This is a genomic window from Mesorhizobium sp. C372A (assembly GCF_030323245.1).
GTDB lineage: Bacteria > Pseudomonadota > Alphaproteobacteria > Rhizobiales > Rhizobiaceae > Mesorhizobium.
The window spans coordinates 3633123-3655778 of the sequence record NZ_CP100475.1; the positions used below are offsets into that span (position 1 = coordinate 3633123).

General features: G+C 63.5%; 19 protein-coding genes and 1 pseudogene. 8 read left to right on the plus strand and 12 right to left on the minus strand.

Features of this window, described 5'->3' with window-relative positions; genetic code table 11:
• Nucleotides 1-93: 93 nt before the first annotated feature.
• The gene (locus NLY42_RS17230) at nt 94-1215 is read left to right on the plus strand and encodes a beta-ketoacyl-ACP synthase III (RefSeq protein ID WP_023753544.1); all 1122 of its coding nucleotides are present in this window, start codon (nt 94-96) and stop codon (nt 1213-1215) included.
• Here the strand turns inward: NLY42_RS17230 and NLY42_RS17235 are convergent, their stop codons facing one another.
• A complete protein-coding gene (locus tag NLY42_RS17235; protein ID WP_023668240.1) occupies nt 1216-1782 on the minus strand; it encodes a methyltransferase family protein in 567 nt (188 codons plus the stop codon).
• A 196-nt stretch (nt 1783-1978) separates the two neighbouring features.
• Between NLY42_RS17235 and NLY42_RS17240 the strand changes: the two genes are divergently transcribed.
• Nucleotides 1979-2590, plus strand: coding sequence for an MOSC domain-containing protein (locus tag NLY42_RS17240; RefSeq protein WP_023753543.1), 612 nt, complete (start codon nt 1979-1981; stop codon nt 2588-2590).
• Between the two features lie 59 nt (nt 2591-2649).
• Here the strand turns inward: NLY42_RS17240 and NLY42_RS17245 are convergent, their stop codons facing one another.
• Nucleotides 2650-3492, minus strand: a complete 843-nt coding sequence (locus NLY42_RS17245) for an SDR family oxidoreductase (RefSeq protein ID WP_023729364.1) — start codon at nt 3490-3492, stop codon at nt 2650-2652.
• Nucleotides 3493-3637: 145 nt separating this feature from the next.
• Nucleotides 3638-4600: a D-amino acid aminotransferase gene (locus tag NLY42_RS17250; RefSeq protein WP_023668243.1), complete on the minus strand. Its 963-nt coding sequence runs from the start codon at nt 4598-4600 to the stop codon at nt 3638-3640.
• A 152-nt stretch (nt 4601-4752) separates the two neighbouring features.
• Here NLY42_RS17250 and NLY42_RS17255 point away from each other — a divergent pair, with 152 nt between their 5' ends.
• Nucleotides 4753-5259, plus strand: a complete 507-nt coding sequence (locus tag NLY42_RS17255) for a hypothetical protein (RefSeq protein ID WP_023735978.1) — start codon at nt 4753-4755, stop codon at nt 5257-5259.
• A gap of 6 nt (nt 5260-5265) precedes the next feature.
• Here NLY42_RS17255 and NLY42_RS17260 read toward each other — a convergent pair whose 3' ends face one another.
• Complete coding sequence (locus NLY42_RS17260; RefSeq protein WP_023668245.1) at nt 5266-5580, minus strand: DUF2293 domain-containing protein; 315 nt, start codon at nt 5578-5580, stop codon at nt 5266-5268.
• Nucleotides 5577-6083, minus strand: coding sequence for a tRNA (N6-threonylcarbamoyladenosine(37)-N6)-methyltransferase TrmO (gene tsaA, locus NLY42_RS17265; RefSeq protein ID WP_023712421.1), 507 nt, complete (start codon nt 6081-6083; stop codon nt 5577-5579). The genes NLY42_RS17260 and tsaA overlap by 4 nt, the downstream gene beginning before the upstream one ends.
• Nucleotides 6084-6249: 166 nt before the next feature.
• Here tsaA and NLY42_RS17270 point away from each other — a divergent pair, with 166 nt between their 5' ends.
• Together NLY42_RS17270 and metF are read left to right on the plus strand one after the other, a co-directional pair.
• Nucleotides 6250-7272, plus strand: a complete 1023-nt coding sequence (locus tag NLY42_RS17270; protein ID WP_023688015.1) for an ArsR/SmtB family transcription factor — start codon at nt 6250-6252, stop codon at nt 7270-7272.
• Nucleotides 7272-8189, plus strand: coding sequence for a methylenetetrahydrofolate reductase [NAD(P)H] (gene metF / locus NLY42_RS17275; protein WP_023688016.1), 918 nt, complete (start codon nt 7272-7274; stop codon nt 8187-8189). Before NLY42_RS17270 ends, metF begins: the two co-directional genes overlap by 1 nt.
• 449 nt (nt 8190-8638) lie before the next feature.
• Here the strand turns inward: metF and NLY42_RS17280 are convergent, their stop codons facing one another.
• The gene (locus tag NLY42_RS17280) at nt 8639-9556 is read right to left on the minus strand and encodes a DMT family transporter (RefSeq protein ID WP_023682155.1); all 918 of its coding nucleotides are present in this window, start codon (nt 9554-9556) and stop codon (nt 8639-8641) included.
• 211 nt (nt 9557-9767) lie between these two features.
• Here NLY42_RS17280 and NLY42_RS17285 point away from each other — a divergent pair, with 211 nt between their 5' ends.
• Entirely contained in the window at nt 9768-10988 is a 1221-nt protein-coding gene (locus NLY42_RS17285; protein WP_023668250.1) for an alanine racemase, read from the plus strand.
• Here NLY42_RS17285 and NLY42_RS17290 read toward each other — a convergent pair.
• Nucleotides 10985-11716 carry an SDR family oxidoreductase gene (locus NLY42_RS17290; protein ID WP_023690857.1) on the minus strand — a complete coding sequence of 244 codons (732 nt, stop codon included), beginning with the start codon at nt 11714-11716 and terminating at the stop codon, nt 10985-10987. The two genes, NLY42_RS17285 and NLY42_RS17290, sit on opposite strands and share 4 nt — an antisense overlap.
• 129 nt (nt 11717-11845) lie before the next feature.
• On the opposite strand from NLY42_RS17290, the gene NLY42_RS17295 reads away from it, so the two are divergent.
• Nucleotides 11846-12745: a LysR family transcriptional regulator gene (locus tag NLY42_RS17295; protein WP_023753542.1), complete on the plus strand. Its 900-nt coding sequence runs from the start codon at nt 11846-11848 to the stop codon at nt 12743-12745.
• A gap of 25 nt (nt 12746-12770) precedes the next feature.
• Here NLY42_RS17295 and NLY42_RS17300 read toward each other — a convergent pair whose 3' ends face one another.
• Nucleotides 12771-14000 (minus strand): lytic murein transglycosylase, encoded by a 1230-nt coding sequence (locus NLY42_RS17300; protein WP_023753541.1) that lies wholly within the window; start codon nt 13998-14000, stop codon nt 12771-12773.
• A gap of 32 nt (nt 14001-14032) precedes the next feature.
• Nucleotides 14033-14830 (minus strand): glycoside hydrolase family 25 protein, encoded by a 798-nt coding sequence (locus NLY42_RS17305; protein ID WP_023753540.1) that lies wholly within the window; start codon nt 14828-14830, stop codon nt 14033-14035.
• 283 nt (nt 14831-15113) lie between these two features.
• Between NLY42_RS17305 and NLY42_RS17310 the strand changes: the two genes are divergently transcribed.
• Nucleotides 15114-16493, plus strand: a complete 1380-nt coding sequence (locus NLY42_RS17310; RefSeq protein ID WP_023753539.1) for a serine hydrolase domain-containing protein — start codon at nt 15114-15116, stop codon at nt 16491-16493.
• A gap of 123 nt (nt 16494-16616) precedes the next feature.
• On the opposite strand, the pseudogene NLY42_RS17315 reads toward NLY42_RS17310, so the two are convergent.
• From NLY42_RS17315 to NLY42_RS17325, 3 genes and pseudogenes are all read right to left on the minus strand, one after another.
• Nucleotides 16617-17273, minus strand: a pseudogene (locus NLY42_RS17315) (class I SAM-dependent methyltransferase); the annotation flags it as partial.
• The gene (locus tag NLY42_RS17320; protein WP_031244534.1) at nt 17270-18568 is read right to left on the minus strand and encodes a BtaA family protein; all 1299 of its coding nucleotides are present in this window, start codon (nt 18566-18568) and stop codon (nt 17270-17272) included. The gene NLY42_RS17320 and the pseudogene NLY42_RS17315, both read right to left, overlap by 4 nt.
• 31 nt (nt 18569-18599) lie before the next feature.
• Nucleotides 18600-22550, minus strand: coding sequence for a hydantoinase B/oxoprolinase family protein (locus tag NLY42_RS17325; RefSeq protein WP_023753536.1), 3951 nt, complete (start codon nt 22548-22550; stop codon nt 18600-18602).
• Between the last annotated feature and the right edge of the window lie 106 nt (nt 22551-22656).

Below are 22656 nucleotides of genomic sequence, written 5' to 3' on the forward strand. Positions count from 1 at the left end.
CCGGCGTAAACCGGTGGGGTGAGAAAAGTGTTGTGTCGCGCCCCTTCGTCGTTCACATGAGAACGACAACGCCTGCGCATGGACGGACTGGATATGCATCGCGTCATCATCAGCGGCATTGGCGTTGAAATCCCTGAAGCCAAGATCACCAATGAAGAACTGGTCGCCAGCTTCAATGCCTGGGTCGACACCGAGAATGCGCGCCGGCAAGGCACGGATGAGACGCTGCTGCAGAAATCCGACAGCGCCTTCATCGTCCATGCCTCGGGCGTCCAGACCCGCCATGTGATCGAGCGCGAAGGCATTCTCGATCCGACCCGCATGGCGCCGCGCATTCCGGCGCGGCCCGATGACGCGCTGTCGCTGCAGGCCGAGTTTGGAGTGGCCGCGGCCCGGAAGGCGCTCGACCATGCCGGCCTGAAGCCGTCCGACATCGACCTGGTGATCTGCTCGGCCTCGCACCAGCAACGGCCCTATCCGGCGATCGCTATCGAAATGCAGGAGGCGCTGGGCACCAAGGGCGCCGGCTTCGACATGGGGCTTGGTTGTTCATCGGCCGCGGCCGCCTTGCACATTGCGGCCAATCTCGTGCGGGCGGGTGCGCACAAGCGCGTGCTGGTGGTCACGCCGGAGATCATCACCGGCCATCTCAATTTCCGCGATCGGCAGACGCATTTCATCTTCGGCGATGCATCGGTGGCGATGGTGGTCGAGGGGCTGGGCGAGGGCGAGAGGCGGCCGGGGCGTTTCGAGGTGCTGGACACGCGCACCTGGACGCAGATGTCGAACAATATCCGCACCAATCTGGGCTATCACACCCGCACCGCGCAGGACGATCCTTACATGATCAACCTCGAAGGCAATCTGATCAAACAGGTCGGCAACAAGGTGTTCAAGGAAGTCACCGTCGCCGGCCACAAATTCATTGTCGAATTCCTCGCCGAGCACGGGCTGACGCCGCAAGCCATCAGGCGATTCTGGCTGCATCAGGCCAATGCGCGAATGAACGCCATGATCCTGAAACTGGCCTTCGGCCACGAGGTCGACCATGACCGCGCGCCGATGGTGCTGGAGCGGCTCGGCAACACCGCCGGCGCTGGCGCCATCATCGCGCTGTCGGAAAACCACGCCGACATGAAGCCCGGCGATTTCGGCGTGCTGTGCGCCTTCGGCGCCGGCTATTCGATCGGCGGCGCGCTTTTGCAGATGCTGTAATCAGGCCGGCATGAACGGCACCAGCATCGGTACGCTGCGGGCATAATCGTCATAGGCGTTGCCGAGTTCTCCGCGCAGAAAGCGTTCCTCCAGCCTTGCCTTCATGACGATGCCGATGGTGAGAAGAATCGCGCCGGCGATTCCCCAGACCGTGCCTTTGGCCGCCATTGTGGCAAGCATCGCCAGAAGCAGTCCGGTATAGATCGGGTGGCGGACCATTCTGTAGGGACCGGTGTCGACGACACGGTGCTCGGCCTTGGCCGTCACCGAAGCCGACCAGAGACGGCCGAGATGCAACCGCGCCCACCAGGCGAACAACAGGCCAACGGCAACAAGCCCTGCGCAGATCCACGCTTCGGCAAGGGTCGGAAACCAGAATCGCAGCCGGCCGGCATAGCCATGCGCGGGAATGAACAGCAGCACCGCGCCGATCAACCACAAAGCGCGATAGCGAAGCTCCTCCTGGATGCCGGCACGCTTTTTCGCCGGGTCGGCCCAGAAGGCGGCTAGAAACCAGGACACGACCCAGATCAGCCAAAGCAGCGCGATTGCAGTCCCGGGACGCATGGAAACCTCCGCAGACTTGTCTCACCATGAGGCCGGTGCAGCACGGCGGCAATGCGGCGCAGTACGATAGGATATGCGATCCGCGGTAAGAAGATCGTGATCGGCTGCCATCAGCCCGCTTGATCGGATCATCATTGCTTTGGACTGGACCGGGCTCATGGCTATCGCTAATGCGACCTTGCACAAGGAGTAAGCCATGCTGGATCTTTTCCCTGAGGCTCCGATCGAGATCATTTCAGCGCGAAAACTCGTAGCCAGGGTGACGGCGCTCTACGCCGCACCGTCGAATCACTTCCAGACGCGCCCAGTGGAAGGATTGCAACTCGGTTTCGAAGGCATCGACGGCGACTTCCACGCCGGCGCCACCCGTCGTTCCGGCGGTCGCGAACCCTGGTATCCGCGCGGCACCGAAATCCGCAACGAGCGGCAGATATCAATCGTAGCAGCGGATGAACTCGCCGTCGTTGCCGAGCGGATGGGGCTGGCCGAGATCAAGCCGGAATGGATCGGCGCCAATCTGCTGATCGAAGGCGTGCCGCATCTCTCGATGCTGCCGTCAGGCACGCTGCTGTTCTTTAGAGGTGGCGTGACGATCAAGGTCGATGCGCAGAACGGGCCTTGCCGGCTTGCTGGACGTTCGATCGCCGAAAACGCCGGGATGGCCGATCGGGAGGCCGGCGCGCTGGCCTTCCCGAAGGCGGCGAAACGGCTGCGCGGTCTCGTTGCCTGGGTCGAGAAACCGGGTCGTATGACAACAGGGGAAGAGATCTCGGTGCGCGTGCCCGAGCAGTGGATTTATCGATCCTAGTACCGGGCTAGGGCACGGGCTGCGCCGCCGGGGCGACGCAGCCGGATTTCAAGACGCGCTCAGGCCGCCTTGCGGTTCTTCTTGGCGCCCTGCGCCTCGACGGAAACGTGGTCCCACTTTTCCCACAGCGCGATGCGGTTGGCGTATTCCTGCTTGATCATCGGCAGGCCGCCATCGCCGAAGAAGACGCGCAGCGGCGGCTCGGCCGCGTCGACGATTTCAAGCATCGCCGGTCCGGTGGCCTCGGGGTCGCCGGCGACCGAGTTGGCGCGGCGTTCCGCCATCTTGGCGCGGGCCGGCGCGTAAGCCTCGATCGCTTTGGAGACCTTGGCCGAGGCGCCGGACCAATCGGTGGAGAAGCCGCCCGGTTCGACAAGCGTCACATGGATGCCGAATTCGGCGACCTCGATGCTGAGCGACTGGCTGAAGGCTTCGAGCGCCCATTTCGAGGCATGGTAAAGGCCGAGCGACGCAAAGGCGTTGACGCCGCCGATCGACGAGATCTGGATGATGTGGCCGGAGCCCTGCGCCCGCATGATCGGCAAAGCCGCCTGGGTGACCCAGAGCGCGCCGAACACATTGGTTTCGATCTGGTCGCGGGCTTCCTGTTCGCTGACTTCCTCGATGGCGCCGAAATGGCCATAGCCGGCATTGTTGATGACGACGTCGAGCCGGCCAAAGCGCTTGTGCGCCTCGGCGATGGCCGCTTCGACAGCCTTCTTGTCGGTGACGTCGAGCTTGATCGCGGCGACATTATCGCCGTATTTCGCGACGAGATCGGCGAGCGTGCCGGCATCGCGCGCGGTTGCGGCGACACGGTCGCCGCGAGCGAGTGCGGCCTCGGCCCAGACTCGGCCAAAGCCTTTCGATGATCCGGTGATGAACCAAACCTTGCTTGTCATGACGTGGAATCCTTGCCCATGCGGGCCGTGAACTGGGAAGCGGAGGCTTCTCCGCTTCCGCGATATACGGTGCGTCGAGCGATTTTCCAGAGGCGAGGGGGAATCTTTTTGGTCACGTCATCGTGTGGAGCAGGACCTTCGCCGGTCAGGGATAGCGCACCGGGCTCGACCAGGCCGGGTCGTCATGCTTTTGCCAGTAGAGCGCCATCAAGCGCTTTGTGATCCCGCCTATCTTGCCGTCGGCGACAGCAGCGCCGTCGATCACTGTCACCGGCATGATGCCGCCGGCGGTGGAAGTGATGAAGACTTCGTCGGCAGCCTTCAGCGCGGCAACGCTGACGTCGACGGCCGTGGTGGGAAGCGCTGCCTCGGCGCAGAGGTCGAAGACGGTGCGCCTGGTGATGCCGGGCAGCACGCCGGCGGCTGGCGTCGACAGCCTGCCGTCCTTGACGCAGAACACGTTGAAGCCGGGGCCTTCGGCGACATTGCCGTTGAAGTCGAGAATCAATGCGGTTTCGGCCCCACGGTCATAAGCGTCGTAGAGGCCGCGCACGAGGTCGAGCCAGTGGTAGTTCTTGATCGCCGGATCGATCGAGACCGGCGGAATGCGCACCTTGTCGCTAATGGCGACATGCAGGCCGCGCCGCAACTGCTCGGCATTGGCGACCGAGCCGAAGGGAACTGCGAAGGCCATGAAGCGGTTGACCGCCTGGCGCGGATCGCGGCTGAAGGTCGGCGAGGCGCCGCGTGTGCACAGCATTTCGACATAGGCGGCGCGATGGCCCGACAGCGCCACGCAATTGTGCAGAATCTCGGCCACACCATCGCGGTCGGACGGGATCGTCATGCGCAGTTTTTGCAAGCCGGCGAAGAAGCGGTCGAGATGCAGGTCGAGTCGGAAGAAGCTCCCGTCCCAGACATGCACGGTGTCGTAGGTGGCGTCGGAATGCAGAAAGCCCCAATCCAGCACCGAGATCTTGGCTTGCGACATCGGCAGATACTGACCATCGAGAAAGGCGATGCCGTCGGGATAGGAATGCGGATCGATATGGCGATCCGACAAAGCCGGCAATGGCACAATGCTACCGGCTGCTGCGCTTCGGTTCATGGCGATTGGTCCCTTCGGCTTGATGCGGCAGATTCAAGCTAGTGGTCCCCTGCAGGCGGCATAGGGCCACCCAACCATCGCTGTTTGTCCTAGGTAGCACATTCGATATGCCCTATGGTCCGGCTTGAAAATATCCGGCCGGGAGGGGCAAAATGGGCAGATCTTTTCGGACCATCAGCTTTGCAATTTTCCTCGTCTTCGTCACTGGCCATGCCTTCGCGCAATGCGCTCGCGAGGGCGAGGCGCTGTGCCAGAACGGCCAGACCTATCGTTGCGAGAAGATGGGCAGCGAGCTGACGCCGATCTTTCAGAACGTGCCTTGCGTGGTCAACGCGGCGGGGCTCAACGGCGTCTGGACCGGCAGCGGTCATCAAAGTCCGGCCGGGGCTGCCGGCGCCGATTGGGCGATCGCAATGACAATCGGCGATGGCGCCGCGTCGATCGACTATCCGTCGCTCGGCTGCGGCGGATCGTTGACCCAGATTTCTCGCGACGACAGTTCGGCGGAATACCGGGAAAACATCAGCTACGGCCAGGACAAGTGCATCGACGGTGGCGGCATCACCGTCCGATTTTTCAAAGGGAACCTGTCCTGGACCTGGGTTGGCCAGGCCGACGGCCAGCCCTACAATGCGGTTGCCGTATTGAAGCGACGGTAGCTGAAGTTATTCCTCTTCGTCCTCTGCATCGAGCAGGCGCGTGGCGCGCCAACGGGTCAGCACCATGTTTGTTTGCTCGATGACGAAGAACCGCGCCGAGTCGCGGTCATAGCCCTCGGCCAGCAGCTTTTCATAGTCGGTATGGCCGTGCCTGATATGGGCGATCGTCGCCAGCCAGACCGCGATGCCCGGCGGCAGCGTCTTCATGTGCACGGCGCCGGCCTCGGTGCGGATTTTCTCCATATCGGCATAGGGCGCCAGGGGCAGCAGTGCGGTCAGCGCCTTGGCGATGGCGCGGCGGCGGCCGGTGGGCGCGCTCATTTTTCGTCACGCCCGGCAATGGTCGCCTCGGGAAAGGCGTCGGTCGAGGCGAAATAGGGCTTGATGTCGATCACCGGGGTGCCGTCGAGCACATCGATGGCGTCGATGGCGATGCGGCCGTGGTCGATGTCGACGGCGATCAGCCTGGCGATATGCAGCCCGACTGGGTTCGGCCGGGCAGGGGAGCGCAGCGAGAAAACGCCTTTCGGCTCAGCCGCATGGCGGGGTCTCTGGACAATCAGTGCCCGCGGCGCGTGATGCAGCCAGGACAGGATGACGATGTGGCTGGCCCGCTCCAGCGCAAGCAGGCCGTCGCGATAGGCAGGGTCGATGAGAACCGTGGCCGCCTGTCCGGCCTCGCGCGCCGCGCGCATGTTCTTTGGGCAGGTTTGCCTGGATGTCCATGGCGAGGCGATGCGGCCGATGAACACGATATGGCCATCCGCCGGCATGTCAGCCGGGTCAGTCTGCAGGAGCTTTTCGCCGTCGCGCGTCTCGAACATGGCTTTCGCCCTAGCACAAGTTTGCAGCCGATCGTCAGGGAAAAGCGGTTCTCTCGGGCGGGGACCATGTGTGCGGCATTTTCTTGTCAGGAAGCGACATAGGCCTTGCTATGCCGCCAAAGCTGACATAAACATATGTTTATATCTTTTCAACGAGAATACGCCAATGCATGTTTCGCTCGATACGATGGTTGATACGTTGAAGGCTGCGGCCGAATCGAGCCGGCTCCGCATCCTGGCGCTGCTGTCGCGCGGCGATCTCACCGTGTCCGACCTCACCGAGATCCTCAGCCAGTCGCAACCGCGGGTGTCGCGGCATTTGAAGCTGCTGCTGGAGGCCGGGTTGATCGGCCGCTACCAGGAGGGCTCGTGGGCCTTCTTCCGGCTGTCGGATACGGATTCCGCGCGCGACTTCGTCATGGGGCTGGTCTCTGGCATTCGCGGCGCCGATCCACAGGTCGAGCGCGATCTCGAGCGGTTGGCATCGGTCAAGCGCAAGCGCCAGGACCGTGCCGCCGAGTATTTCTCCGAGAACGCCGCCAGCTGGGATCACATCCGCTCGCTGCATGTGCCGGACCGCGCGGTGGAAGCCGCACTCCTCAAGCTGGTCGGCAAGCGGCCGTTCCAGTCGATGCTAGACCTCGGCACCGGTACCGGGCGGCTGCTGGAGATATTTTCGCCGCTCTACCGGCGCGGCGTCGGCATCGACATGTCGCGCGAAATGCTGACGGTGGCGCGGGCCAATCTCGACAAGGCAGGCATCGCCAATGCGCAGGTCCGCCAAGGCGACATTTTCGCGCCGCCGGTCGAGCGCGACGCCTTCGACCTCGTCACCATCCATCAGGTGCTGCACTATCTCGATGACCCGGCACGCGCCATTCGCGAGGCGGCGCGGCTGCTGCGTCCGGCGGGCCGGCTGGTGATCGTCGACTTCGCGCCGCATGCGCTGGAGTTCCTGCGCGACCAGCACGCGCATGTCAGGCTGGGCTTTTCCGACCGGCAGATCTCAGAATGGTTTGCCGAGGCCGGGCTCGATCTCGAGGATGCCCAGGAGTTCGAGCCGCGCGGCGGCAACGAAGCCAGGCTCACCGTCAAGCTGTGGCTCGGCCGCGACCGCCGCATGCTGATGGCCGAGCCTTCCAATGACACCCAACCCACCAAAGCGTACCCTATGGGGGAAATCGCCTGATGAACCAGTTCCGCTTTTCCCGCCGTCCCGACATTGGCGACAAGGTCCGCGTCTCCTTCGAGTTCTTCCCGCCGAAGACCGACGAGATGGAAGCCAGGCTCTGGGACACCGTCACCAGGTTGGAGCCGCTGAAGCCGAGATTCGTCTCGGTGACCTATGGCGCCGGCGGCTCGACGCGGGAGCGCACGGCGCGTACGGTCAAGCGCATCCTGAACGAGACGACGCTGACGCCGGCGGCTCACATGACCTGCGTCGACGCCGCCCGCCATGAGGTCGACGCCGTCGTCCGCGAATTCGCCGATATGGGCGTGAAGCGCTTCGTCGCCTTGCGTGGCGATCCGGCGGCCGGCGTCGGCACCGCCTACCGGCCGCATCCCGATGGCTATGCCAATGGCGCCGAACTTGTCGGAGCGCTGAAGGACGCCGGCGATTTCGACATCTCGGTCTCGGCCTATCCCGAAAAGCATCCGGAAAGTCCGGACTTTGCCACCGATTTCGATATGCTGAAGCGCAAGGCCGACAATGGCGCGACGCGGGCGATCACCCAGTTCTTCTTCGACAACGATCTCTACGAGCGTTATGTCGAGAAGGCGCGCCGTGCCGGCATCTACATCCCGATCGTGCCTGGCATCCTGCCGGTGCACAATTTCACCCAGGTCGCCAATTTCTCGGCGCGCTGCGGCGCGCTGGTGCCGGCATGGCTGGCCGAGCGTTTCGAAGGGCTGCACAACGATCCGCAGACGCATGCGCTCGTGGCGTCTGCCGTGGCGGCCGAGCAGGTGCTCGATCTCGTCGAGCGCGGCGTCAGCGACTTCCATTTCTACACCATGAACCGGGCCGACCTGGTGTTTGCCATCTGCCATATGATCGGCATCCGCTCCCACGAAACAGAGGCAGCTGGATCCGCCGCCGCCTGAGCTTCATCGTGGTATGAAATCTGAAATGCAAAAGGCCGGGCGAAACACCCGGCCTTTCGAATTTGTGGGCTATTGCTGCTGTTCTTCCGCTCCGGCGGTTACGGAAGAACACCTATGATAAGGGCGCCAATGAAGGCAAATGCAGCACAGATCATCAATGCGTTGATTGGCCTCGTAAGTCCCATGTCATAGTCTCCTCTTCAAGAGCTATGGGTGGAGTCTAGGGGCATTTGTGCCACAGGCAAGCGGAAAATATGCTGCAATGCGACGCGATTGTGGAATTTGCGACCTGCCACCTGGCGTTAGGCATTGAAACTCTTCGGCAAAACCCGCTGGTAGCCTGTGAATAAATTGTGACGTGGCTGTGACGAAAGCGAGGCATGGCAGCGCTACCAGACCTAAAGCGCGTCGTTGTTCCAAAACCGCTGCGCACTTTTGGTCGACGGGCATTAGCGCCGACCAAACAACCGCCCGTCGATCGTCACCAGGCCAAGCGCGATCAGTGCCATGCCGCAGAACTCGAACAGAGCGAGCCGCTCGCCGAGGAACAGGAGGCCGAGCAGGATGGCGCTGGCCGGGACGATGAGCGTGACCAGCGAGGCGTTGGTGGCGCCGGCCGAGGCGACGAGGTTGAAATAGAGGATGTAGGCGAAGGCGGTGGAGAGCAGCGCCAGCGCCAGCACCGCCGTCCAGACCGGCGGCGAGGCCGAGAACAGGCCGGCCGGGCCATAGGTGAGCAGCACCACCGGGATCATGATGATGGTCGACGCCGTCAATTGTCCGGTGGCGATGACCGGCGAGGGCACGCCCTTGAAGCGGCGGGCAATCATCAGCGCGACGGCGTAAGACAGCGAGGCGCCGATCAGCGCGAATTTCGCCCAGACCGGGCCGCCGAGCCCGGCCAGCAGGCCGGGGCCGATCATGACAGCGGTGCCGGCGATGCCGAGCCCGATGCCGGCAAGCTTGTTCCAGGAGAGCTTTTCGTCCGCTGTCAGCGCGTTGGCGAGGATCAGCGTCCAGAACGGCGTCGTCGCGTTGAGCACCGAGGCGACGCCGGCGCCAAGCGCGGTCTGGCCGGCAAAGATCAGCGAGAACGGGACGACATTGTTGGCGAGCGCCAAAAGGAAAAACAGGCCGGCATGCGGGAAGGCGAGGCGGAAGGACGGACCGCGAATGCCGAGATAGAGCTGCAGTGCAATGGCCGCAATGGCAACGCGAAACAGCACCAGCACCAGCGGGTGCATTTCGGCAACGGCGATGCGGGCAAAGAAGAACGAGCCGCCCCAGATGGCGCCGAGCAGCAGAAGCTGTCCCCAGTCCCTCAGCGTCATCGGTCCGCGCTGCACGGCTGTCGTGGCTATTGCCATCGTGAACGTCCTTCCCCGCGGCATCAATGCCAGCCACTCAGGCAGAAGGCATATCGGGTCCGGCGACAAGAGCCACCCGAAACCTGATTGCTGACAACAGTGCTGCCAGGAGGATGCGCCGCTGGGTCAGTGCCCGCCAGACACAGAATTGTTTTCTTTGGCCGCTAGCTTGGATTAATTGTGCGCAGCCGAGAAGTCAGGGGATTCGTCCATGCAGCGATTCGAGAATGCCCGCGAGGCGGCGCTGGCGCTTCGGCCGGACGATCCGGTCTACTGCTTTCGCCCGCAGGTGCTGAAGGCGGATGCCAAACAGTTCATGGGCATGTTTCCCGGCAAGACCGCCTACGCAGTCAAGACCAATGGCGAGCAGATCGTGCTGAAGGCGCTGGTCGAAGCCGGCGTCACCGCCTTCGATGTGGCCTCGCCCGGCGAGTTCGCCGCAGTGCGCGCCGTCTCACCCGACGCCGAGATGCTCTACATGCATCCGGTCAAGGCGCAGTCGGACATCAAGCTTGCGCTGGAAAAATACGCCATCCGGGTCATTTCGCTCGACCATGAGGACGAGATCACCAAGCTGACGCGGGTGGTGCGGGCGCTTGACATCGATCCGGGCTCCATCAGCGTGTTCGTGCGCATCCAGACCAAGGGTTCGGCGGCCTATGAACTGTCGAAGAAATTCGGCGCCGGGCCGGCCTATGCTGTGGAACTCGCCGAGCGACTCAACCGCACCGGCTACAAGGTCGGCCTGTGCTTTCATGTCGGCAGCCAGATCGAGGATCCCGACACCTATGAACGGGCGCTGGCCTCCGCCGATTGGGTGCGCAACCGGCTGACCTTCGACATTGCGGGCCTCGATGTCGGCGGCGGCTTTCCCGCCGAGTACGGCCATGACCCCAATCGCAAGCAGATCGAGATGCCGTCGCTCGGCCAGATCATGTCGCGGCTGTCGGGCGACCTGAGGGAATACCAGTTCGACCAGATCCCGTTGGTGGCCGAGCCCGGCCGGGTGATCGTGGCGCGCTGCCTGTCGCTGATCGTGCGGGTGCTGCTGCGCAAGGGCAAGCGGCTCTACATCAATGACGGCATCTGGGCGTCGCTGTCGGATTCTTGGACCGGCAAGATCACACTGCCGGCCCGCTTCATCCCCGATCCGGCGATCCGCTCGCGCAATGGCGAGGAGAAGAACATCGTGCCGTTCAAGGTCTGCGGCGCGACCTGCGATTCCGTCGACATCCTGTCGCGGCCGTTCTGGCTGCCGGAAACCGTCGACACCGGCGACTGGATCGAGATCGGCCATATCGGCGCCTATTCGCTGTCGCTAAGAACCCGCTTCAACGGCTTTTATCCCGATACCTTCGTCGAGGTGACGACGCCGTTTGACGAAGGCGATGCGCCGCAGGGATTCGCCAGCCTGGAGACGATGGCGGACTAAGCGACCCCGCCACCGGCCTGGATATTCTCGCCGGTCAGCCAGCGGGCCTCGTCGCTGGCCAGGAAGACCGCGACATCGGCAACGTCGCGGGGCGCGCCGATCCTGCCAAATGGAGACATGCCGGCCGCCACGGCGCGATCGCGCTCGGGAAGCAGGTCCGTGTCGGTGAAGCCAGGCGACAGCGCATTCACGGTGATGCCGCGCGGTCCGAGTTCACGCGAGAGCACACGGACGAATTGTTCGACGGCGCCCTTGCTGCCGAGATAGAGCGCCGTTTGCGTGAAGAACATCTTGGTGCCGCCGGTGGAGACCGCGATGATGCGGCCGCCGTTTCGCACACGGCGCGCTGCTTCCTGAAGCACGAAGAACGTGCCCTTGGCATTGGTGCCGAAGACATGGTCGAAATCGGCTTCGGTTGCCTCGGTCAGAGGCTTGATGACGGCGACGCCGACATTGGCAACCACGATGTCGATCGCGCCGAACTCACTCTCAGCCTCGTCAAACAGGCGATGAATATCCGAGACGCTTGATATGTCGGCCTGGACGGCGATCGCCTTTCCTCCCTTGCCGGCGATGGCGGCCACGACCTCGTCAGCGGCTTCGTGGTTGCCGACATAGTTGACGACGACGGCAGCGCCCTTGGAGGCGAGGCCTTCGGCGATGGCTCGCCCAATGCCGCGCGAACTGCCGGTGACGAGTGCGGTTTTGCCTTGCAAGGACTTGGGCATGATACGTCCTTCAATCATTCAGGCCCGTGCCGGATTCATCCGACGGGTCCGCTAGTCGAGAAATAGGGCCATGCAACTGATCAGATAATGGCCTATTATCTGACTAGCTTGTTAATCTAGGGATACACAATGCGCGGTTCTGAATTCGCCGAGCTCAAGGCATTTGCCGCAATCGTGGAAGAGCGTAGTTTCGTCCGCGCCGCCGCCCGGCTGCGTGTTTCCCCGCCGGCGCTCAGCCAGTCGATCCGGCAACTGGAGGCTCGCATCGGCGTCAGGTTGCTGAATCGCACGACGCGTAGTGTTTCACCCACTGGTGCCGGCGAGACGCTGTTTGCGCGCCTTGCCGTTGCGTTCGAAGAGCTAGAGGGCGCCGTAGCGGACATTCATGCCGCGCGTGATCGGCCGGCGGGTTCGCTACGAATAAACGTGCCGCGTGTTGCCGCGGTGCGGTTCATCGGCCCGATCCTTGGCGACTTCCAACGCGCCTATCCTGATATAGCGCTGACCGTCATCGTCGACGATACGCTGACCGACATTGTTCGAGGACGGTTCGATGCCGGAATCAGGCTTGGCGAGCGGCTGGAGAAGGACATGGTGGCAGTGAAACTGAGCGGGGATTTGCAGATGGCGGCGGTGGCCGCTCCCGTCTATCTCGAAAATCGGGCCATACCGCGCCATCCGCAGGAGTTGCATCAGCACCAATGCATAAAATTCCAGTGGCCTGGTGGCGGCAACCTCTATCGATGGGAGTTCGCGCGCGGCAAACGGTCTCTGGAAATCGCCGTCGAGGGCAGCCTGACTGTCAACGACACCGAGCTGATGCTGAACGCGGCGCTGGGTGGAGCAGGCGTTGCCTACATGATCGACTATCAGGTCCAGTCCTGGATCGATGCGGGCAGGCTGATGAGATTTCTAGAGCCCTGGTCGCCCAGCTTTCCAGGCTTCTTCCTGTATCACCCGAGTCCGAGGCACGTCCCCCCGGCTTTGCGGGCATTTATCGACTTCGTCCGGGCAAGGAGTAGGGAATAAGGAACCCAGCTTGGGCAGATTCTACTCACAGTTTCCCCAAAAGCTCCGGCGTCGGCCAGCCGTCTACCGGCATGCCGAGCCGCATCTGTTCCTTGCGGATGGCTTCGCGGGTGTTGGTGCCCAGAATGCCGTCGACGGTGCCGACGTCATAGCCCCTGGCTTCGAGCTTGGTCTGCAATTCCTTCATCTGGTCGCCATTGAGCCCGGTTTCGGGATTGCGCGGGTCGAACTGCTTTGCCCCGGCCAGCCGGCTGGCGAAGTTGGCGGCGGTCAGCGCGTAGGTGAAGGACTGGTTCCATTCGAGATAGACGTCGAAATTGTCGTAGGCGAGGAAGGCCGGACCTTTGCGGCCCATCGGCAGCGCCAGGCCGGCCTTCAGGCCATTGTCGATCAGCGGCGTGCCATCGGGATTGGTGACGCCCCAGGCGGCCCATTGCGACAGCGGCAACTTGTTGGTGCGGCCGGTCTGCTCCCAGGGCATGTCCTCGGGCACGCGCACTTCCTCGATCCAGGGCTGGTCGCGTTTCCAGCCGCGCGACAGCACCTTGTTGGCCGTGGTCATGATCACGTCGGGTACGCTGCGCCTGAGGTCGACGATGCCGTCGCCGTCGCCGTCGACTCCGCGCGCGAGATAATCGGAAGGCAGGATCTGCGTCTGGCCGATCTCGCCGGCCCAGGCGCCGGTGACGTCGGCCGGAACGACGCCGCGATCGATCAGCGTCAACAGCGGCACCAGTTGCGGCCGAAACAGCTGCGGCCGGCGGCAGTCATGCGACAGCGTCACCAAGGCGCTCAGCGTGTGGAAATCGCCCTGTACGGCGCCGAAATCGGTCTCCAGCCCCCAGAAGGCGGTGATGATCGGCGCCTGGACACCGAACTGCTGGTCGGCGCGCGCAAAGATTTCGGCGTATTTCTTCAGGTTGGCCGCGCCCTGCTTCAGCCGGTAGGCCGAGATCATGCGGTTGGAGAACTGGATGAAGGTCTGGGCGAAGACGCCCTGGGCGCGGTCACGCGCCAGCACCTTGTCGTCGATGGTGGCGGCTTCCAGCGCGTCAAGGCCGACAGCGCCGACACCGGCTGCCTTGGCTTCCGCCGCCACGCCTTGCTTCCAGGTTTCGAAGTCGCCGCCGCATTCCTGCGCCGCCGCCGGCACGACCGCGGCGCCGAGCAGCAGGGCCGCGAGCAGCCCGGAGCGCAGGCGGCTCTTCGACTGTTTCCGGCGTGGATATCCCAGTGGTTGCAGGTAGGTGCGCATGGGACGTCGAAAAGCAGGCGGCAGAGCCGGTGTCAACGGGTGTTCTGCCGCAGCCACTTTTTCCAGGCTGCCTCAGTGCCGTTGAAGACGTTGATATCGGACTTGCCGGTCATGCCGGGAACGATACCGGTTCCGGTGTATTGCCAGAAGGTGAAAGGGTGGCTGCCGTACTTCTGGCGGGGGTGGCCGGCCACCGAGCGCAGCCAGTAGGGATAGCCGCGGAAGGTCGAAAGGTCGTTATCGTCGAAGAAGTCGACCGAGGTGTAGATGATCGGCTTCTTGCCATAGTGCCGCTCGATCATCTCGAGAAAGGTGGTCATTTCGGCCCGCACCGTCGCCGAATCCGGGCGCAGCCGGCAGGTCGGCGATTGCGGGTTCCACTCCATGTCGAGCACCGGCGGCATGGCCGAGCGGTCGACGGGCACGTTCTGGATGAACCAGCGCGCCTGGGTGGCGGCCGGCGTGCAGAAATAGAAGAAATGGTAGGCCGCGCGCGGAATGCCATTGGCCTTGGTGCGCGACCAATGCTCGTTGAAATACTCGTCGAAACGGTCGCCGCCCTCGGTCGCCTTGATGAAGGCGAAGGAGATGCCGCTGGCCTTGGCCGTCGGCCAGTCGACCGAGGTCTGGTATTTGGAGACGTCGGTGCCGTGAACGGCATAGTTCCAGGGCGCGCCGCTATCCCATTCATGCGGCTTGGAGTCTTCGAAACGCGGTGCGCGCACGGCAACCGTCGGGCTGCTGGATGGCGACATCGAGGGCACGAGATCGCTGGCGGTCGAGCAGGCGGCCAGCAGCGTCAACGTGATGAGGGCCGCAAAACGGCGCATCGCATTTCCCGAGCCGGAATCAGCCGGTCGCTGTTGGGTTGTCGTTGCAAGTGCCCCTCAGGCGATCGCCCCACAGCATCGCCTGATACGCTATTTTCGTGCATGTCGTTGTCCCAAAACCGCTGCGCACTTTTGGGCGACATGCATCAGTGATCGCCGATCATGGTTGATAACAGGTTGACGGCGCTCGACAAGAACACCGATTGTGCGGAAGCAATGGCGGCAAATCGATGACATAAATCGGGCCGCAAGCCACGGCCAGCGGAAAAGCAGGGACGGAAAGATGCGGATCGCCGTGAAGATCATCAAATGGCTGCTCGGCCTGGTCGTGTTGGCCATAGCCGCCCTGTTTACCTGGCTCTACATCGCGCCGCCCGACCTGATCCGGGTCGGTTCCGGTTATTCCGCCAAGATTGTCTGCTCCAATGTTTTTATCGCCGGCCGTGATCCCAATGAGGTGCTTGCCATCGACGTGCAGGCGCCTGGCCATCCGCTTCTCAGGCTGATGAAGGTGTCGGTCGACAAGAACAGGGGGACCGTCTCGGCCGGGCTGCTTGGCTTCCTCGGCAAGAGCGTTGCCGTTGCGCGCGCCGGCCTGGGTTGCGCGTCGGTTCCCGATGGCGACGTCGGCAAGGCACGGCGCACGTCAATCCCTGCCGAGGCGTCGGCGGCCACCAAGGGCGATCTGTGGCCCGAGGGAGATCGAGTCGACGCCTCGCAAAATCCCGAAATAAACAAGATCCTGGACGGTGCGGCAATGACCGGCATCGGCATGCGCGCCGTGGTGGTGGTCAAAAACGGCCGCATTGTTGCCGAGCGTTATGGCGACGGCTTTTCGGCGAAAACGCCGCTGCTGGGCTGGTCGATGACCAAGACGGTCAACGCCGCGCTCGTCGGCACGCTGGTCAAGGACGGCAAGATGGCGGTGACCAATCAGGGTCTGTTCGGCTCATGGAAGGCGGACGGCCGCGCCGCCATCAGCCTTGCCGATATGATGGCGATGTCGAGCGGGCTCGAGTTCAACGAGGATTATGGCGACGTCGCCGATGTGACGCGCATGCTCTACCTCGAACCCGATATGGCGGGCTTCGCCGAGGCCAAGCCGCTGACCGGCGACGTCGGCAAGGTCTTTTCCTATTCGAGCGGCACGGCGGTGATGCTGTCGCGGCTGTGGCAGGATGCTATCGGCGACAAGGACAAGGCGCTGATGTGGCCAAGGACAGCGCTGTTCGGGCCGCTCGGCATGCAAAGCGCGGTGCTCGAAACCGACGAGGAGGGTACCTTTGTCGGCTCATCCTACCTCTATGCCACGGGGCATGACTGGGCGCGGTTCGGCCAATTCCTGCTGCAGGGCGGCGTCTGGAACGGCAACCAGATCCTGCCGGCCGGTTTCGTCGACTGGATGCGCGAACCGGCACCGGCCTCGAAAGTCTACGGCAAGGGGCAACTTTGGATCGAAGCCCCGGGGGACGAAGGAAATCCCGGCGCCGGCGTCGCCGCCGGCCTGCCCAACGATACCTACTGGATGGAGGGCCATGACGGCCAGACGGTCGCCATCATCCCGTCGGAGCAATTGGTGGTGGTGCGGCTGGGGTTGACGCCGGCCAAGCTCGGCTACCGGCCGCAGGTGATGGTCGGCGCGCTGATGAAGGCACTGCGCTAGCTCCCTTTACCCTCCCCTTGATGGGGAGGGTCGGCGCGTAGCGCCGGGGCGGGGTGCCTGGCACTTCACCCCCACCCGCGCCTTCGGCGCGACCTCCCCCATCGAGGGGAGGTAAGAGTGCGCGATCTTGACAACCGCCAGCCAGGCATAGCCGCGATAAAGCGCGCCGAAACAGAAGCTTGCGCCGGTTCGCCGAGATTCCGATTCCAAGACTTCGCGCAATGATTCACGTGGCGTGACATGGAATTTCTTGAGCCAGCCGCGCAGGAATCTCCGGAACCAGTTGGGCAAGCCTTCCTGCTGGCCGAAATCGACGACATGCAGCGAGCCGCCGGGCGCGAGTGCCGCAAGGGCTGCCGAAACCGTCTTTTCCCAACCGGGGATCATCGACAGCGAATAGGACACGAAGATGCGGTCGAAGCGCTCGATGCCGAACAGCGTCTTGGCGTCGAAATCGGTGGCGTCGCCGCGCGCCAGCACGACGCGGCCGGACAGGCCGTCGCGGCCGATCGCCTTGCTCGCCGTCTCAAGCATCTCGGCCGAGATGTCGAGGCCGTAGAGGCGGGCGTCGGGATAGCGGCGGGCGGCAAGCGCGATGTTGCGGCCGGTGCCGCAGCCAAGTTCGAGCACTCTGCCATTTGCCGGCACATCCAGCCCGAATATCATCTGGTCGCGGCCGAGCAGGTAATATTTGCGGGTCAGGTCGTAGATATGGCGTTGCCAGCGATAGACGCCGTCCATCAGTTCGGCATGGTCGGCCGGCAGCTCGCTCGCGCTCATGCCGCGCGCTTCACATAAAGGTGGAAGCCGCCATAGATGGCCGAGCGGTCGCGGGCCGAACAGTCGCGCGAGGCCTCGTCCTCGTAGGTCCACTGGTCGAGCAGCGAGATCGAGACGCGGCCCGGCAGCAGGCTGGGCTCGGCGGCGGTACGGAAGATGACTCGGGCGCCGACCGAGGCGGTGCGGGTGATCTCCGACCAAAGGGCATTGAGCTGGTCGTCCGTCATCCAGTCCTGCGCGTCGAGCAGGACGAAACGGTCGACGGTGCCTGCGTCCTTGCCGGCCAGAAACTCGATCAGATTGGCGTGGTGGATGCCGACGCGATCGACATTGTTGCGGATCGCCTTGTAGTTGGCCTCTTCTAGATAGGCGGGCAGGGCGGCCTCGCCCGGATTGGGATAGCGGCGGGCGAAAGCCTGCCAGGCGAAGTAGTTGTTCTTCAGCGGAAAATCGCAAGCGAGCTTTTCCAGCCGGGCCTTCAGCACGCTGGCCATCGAACCATCGCCCGAGGTGATCAGCGAATCGTACTGCGCCGGCGGAATGCCGAGGCCGAACAGCGAAGCCTTGCGCGAGGTAGCCCAGCGCAACAGCTTCTTGTCGAAGACCGGCGCCAGCTCTTCGTTGAAGAAGCGGCGCTGGTCGGCGAGGCTCTTCGACGCCATGATACCGGCGGGATCGACGCCGAAGAATTTGGCGATGCGGTGGCCCATGGCGATGAACAGGCCGAGCAGGCCGGTCTGGTAGAAATTGCGGTCGAAGACGGTTATGCGCCGGCGGCCGCGCCAGTTGCGACGCTCCCAATAGTGGCGGCTGACCGGGTCGAGATGCGGCGCGATGAAGCGGTCATAGGCTTGCGAATTGTGGTTGGTGTCGGCGGCGCCGAAGAAACGGAACAGATCGCCCTGCGAGGGCAGATGCCGCACCGCCTCCAGCTTCATCCGGTTCAAGGCGATGTGGGCGGCGTTGAGGTCGACCGCATCGACGCGTTCAGGCGAGCGGGTGAGGTAGGCGAGGATGTTGCAGCCGCCCGACGCTATGGTGACGACGCGGTGGCCCTGGCCAAGCTGCATGGCCTCCATGTCGACTTCAGGGTCTTCCCAGATCTGCGGATAGACAAGGCCGGAAAACAGCAGCGCGAACAGCCGCTCCGAGATGCCGGCCTTCGACAGCGGGCGGTTCTGGTAGACGGCTTTTCCAACTTCCTTGCCGCGGCGAAAAACGAGATCCGAGGAGACGTCCGTCATGGCAAAGTGATTCCCCATTTGCTTTGCCGCAAGCGGGTAACTCAGGGGCATGACAGGCGGGTGACAGGCTGTTGACGCGAGTTCAGGCCTTGCCAAATCCCCCCGGTGTCGGCGTTGTCAGGATGACGGCGTCGCCGGCGTCGAGCACGGTCTGGTCGCAGGCCTTCAGCGTCTCGACGCTGCCGTCCTGGCGGCGGACCTTGGTCGAGCCGACCTCGCCGTCACCGCCGCCGTCGAGGCCTTGCGGCGGGCGGTTGCGGTGCGAGGACAGGATGGCGCATTCCATCTTTTCGAGGAAACGGATCGTCCGCCTGGTGCCGTCGCCGGCGCTCCATTCGCCTTTGCCGCCGGAGCCTTCGCGAATGTGAAAATCCTCGAGCAGCACGGGAAAGCGCAATTCCAGCACCTCCGGGTCGGTCAGGCGCGAATTGGTCATGTGGGTGTGGACGCCGGATGTCCCGGCAAAGCCGCGGCCGGAGTTCATCCGGCCTGCCGGCGAACCGGAGCAGATGGTCTCGTAATACTGGTACTGCTTGTTGCCGAAGGTCAGGTTGTTCATCGTGCCTTGCGCATTGGCCATGGCACCCATGGCGCCGAACAGGGCGTTGGTGACATGCTGCGAGGTCTCGACATTGCCGGCGACGACGGCGGCGGGGTAGGCGGGCTTCAGCATCGAGCCGTCGGGGATGATGATGTTGATCGGCCGCAGGCAGCCGGCATTCATCGGGATCATGTCCTCGACCATGACACGGAAGGCATAGAGCACGGATGCGCGGGCGACGGGCTCGGGCGCATTGAAATTGTTCTTCTCGACCTTCGACGTTCCGGTGAAGTCCACGGTCGCCTCGCGCTTTTGCCGATCGACGGTAATCTTCACCTTGATCACCTGGCCAGTGTCGGTCGGGTATTCGTACTCGGAACTATCTGGCAGCCGCTCCAGCACGCGGCGCACGCTTTCGGCGGCGTTGTCCTGGACATGGCCCATATAGGCTTCGACGACGTCAAGGCCGAAATGGGCGACCATCTTGCGCAATTCCGCCACGCCCTTTTCATTCGCGGCGATCTGCGCCTTGAGGTCGGCGATGTTCTGGTGTGGGTTGCGGGCAGGATAGGGGTGGTCGGTGAGCAGCGTTTGCAACTCCGCCTCGCGGAATTTTCCACGATCGACAACGCGGAAATTGTCGAACAGCACACCTTCCTCGTCGACCGTGGTGGCAAGCGGCGTCATCGAGCCGGGAGCCGTGCCGCCAATGTCGGCATGGTGGCCGCGCGAGGCTACGTAGAAGATTACTTCCTCCCCCCTTGAGGGGGAGGTGGCGGCGGAGCCGCGTGAGGGGGTGGTTGCGGCAGTGCTCGACGCTCTTGTGGTGCCTTCTGAGAGGACCCCACCCGGCCGCTGCGCGGCCACCCTCCCCTCAAGGGGGAGGGAAAACACCGGCGTCACCACGGTGATATCAGGCAAATGCGTGCCGCCATTATAGGGGGCGTTCAGCGCAAAGACGTCGCCGGGATGGATGTCGCCGGAGTTCAGCCGGATGATGGTTTCGACCGAGCGGTCCATGGAGCCGAGATGCACCGGCATGTGCGGCGCGTTGGCGACCAGCGCGCCATGACGGTCGAAGACGGCGCAGGAAAAGTCCAGCCTTTCCTTGATGTTGACGGAATAGGCGGTATTCTGCAGCGTGACGCCCATCTGCTCGGCGATCGACATGAAGAGGTTGTTGAAGACCTCCAGCATCACCGGATCGGCTTCGGTACCGAGGGCAGCCGTGCGCACTTTCCGTTCCGTGCGGCGGATGACGACGTGATTGAGGTTGGTGATTTCGGCCCGCCAGCCCGGCTCGACGACGATGGTCTGGTTCGGCTCGATGATCAAAGCGGGGCCTGGGACCAGATTGGATGGGCGCAGGTTTTCGCGGCGATGGATGCCGGCCTCATGCCAGCGGCCCTCGGTGTAGATGCGCCGCGTTCCGGACGCACCGGCTTCAACCATTGCCGGTCCGGCGGGCGCAACGGCTTCGGCCGTGGTCTCGACGATCTCGGCGCCTTCCACGCCAACGGTCTCGACGATCATCGGCTTGTCGTCATAGACGAACCCGAACTGCGCCTTATGGGCCACTTCGAAATCGCGCCTGGCCTGGAAGATCGAGTCCTGTTCGAAATTCACCGGCAGCGTGGTGTCGGTGCCGTCATAGCGGATGTGCAGCACCGGCTTTGCCGCAATCTTGTCCTCGGCGATGCCTTGCGCTGCCAATTCGGCGATGACGGCTTTTTTCAACGTGCCGATGAGGCTGCCGATCTGGGTCCTGGATTCTTCGGCAAGCGGCTTCAGGAGCGCCTGCTGGCGCGACGCGAAAACCGACGACAGGCCGATACCATAGGCTGAGAGCAGACCGGAAAAGGGGTGGATCAGTACCGCCTCCATGCCGAGCGCGTCGGCAACCAGGCAGGCATGCTGGCCGCCGGCGCCGCCAAAACAGTTCAAGAGATATTCAGTGACGTCATAGCCGCGCTGCACGGAGATCTTCTTGATGGCATTGGCCATGTTTTCCACCGCGATGGTGACGAAGCCTTCGGCGACGGCTTCCGGCGTGCGGCCATCGCCGATTTCGACGGCCAGCGCAGCGAATTTTTTGCGCACGGCGGCCACATCGAGCGGCTGGTCCTGGCCTGGGCCGAAAATTGCCGGGAAGAAATCGGGCTGCAGCTTGCCCAGCATGACATTGGCGTCGGTGACGGCCAGCGGGCCGCCGCGCCGGTAGGCGGCGGGGCCAGGATTGGCGCCGGCGGAATCCGGGCCGGCGCGGAAACGGCCGGCTTCGTAGTGCAGGATCGAGCCGCCGCCGGCAGCGACGGTATGGATGCGCATCATCGGCGCACGGATGCGCACGCCGGCGACCTCGGTGTCGAAGGCGCGCTCATACTCGCCGTCATAATGGGCGACGTCGGTCGAGGTGCCGCCCATGTCGAAACCGATGACTTTCTCGAATCCGGCGAGTTTCGCCGTCTCGACCATGCCGACGACACCGCCGGCCGGGCCGGACAGCAGCGCGTCCTTGCCCTGAAACATGTCGGCGGCGGTAAGCCCGCCCGACGACATCATGAACATCAGGCGAGGAGATTGGCCAATCTCCCCCCTCGTGGGGGAGATGCCCGGCAGGGCAGAGGGGGGCGTGACGGAATGAGGCGCTGGCGGGACAGCGCCCCCCCCTGTCGGCTTTGCGGACTGCCCTTCGCTATGGCTCCGGGCGTTCGTCGCTGAAAAAGCCAAATCGTTGGCTTTTTCTCGGCCTTTGGCCGACCGCTCCTCACCCCCCACAAGTGGGGAGATTGGCGTCGCGCCCAGTTCTCCCGCCACCCTTTGCACATAGCGCGACAGGATCGGCGACAGATAGGCATCGACCACGGTGGTGTCGCCGCGGCCGACCAGTTTGATCAGCGGCGAGACTTCATGGCTGACCGAGACTTGGCTGAACCCGATCTTGCGGCAGACTTTCGCCACCGCCTTCTCGTGGTCGGGATATTTCCAGGCATGCATGAAGACGATGGCCACCGCATCGATGCCGTCGGCCTTCGCCTGTTCGATGGCGGGCCGGCAGGCGGCGATGTCGAGCAAGCGCTCGACCTCGCCATTGGCGCGCACACGCTCGTCGATCTCGATGACTCGCTCGTAGAGCTGTTCGGGAAGGATGATCTCCTTGGCGAAGATGTCCGGCCGCGCCTGATAGGCGATCTTCAGCGCGTCGCGAAAGCCCTTGGTGATGAGCAAAAGCACACGGTCGCCCTTGCGCTCCAGCAGCGCATTCGTGGCAACGGTGGTACCCATCTTGACGTCACCGACCAGGCCCGGAGGAATAGCGGTGCCGGATTTCAGCCCCAGAAGCTCGCGGATGCCGGCTATGGCCGCGTCGGGATAGGCTTCGGGATTTTCCGACAGGAATTTCCTGGGATGCAAACCGCCTTGCGGATCACGTCCGATCACGTCGGTAAAGGTGCCGCCGCGGTCGATCCAAAAATCCCATTTCTTGTCCACGCAGAACTCCGGCATTGCATTTGGGTCCAGACTGTTAGTTCGGCATCGCCCGGCCCGCAATCGGTAGTGCGCGGATGTTACATCAGGAAACGCAACGTTACGAAAC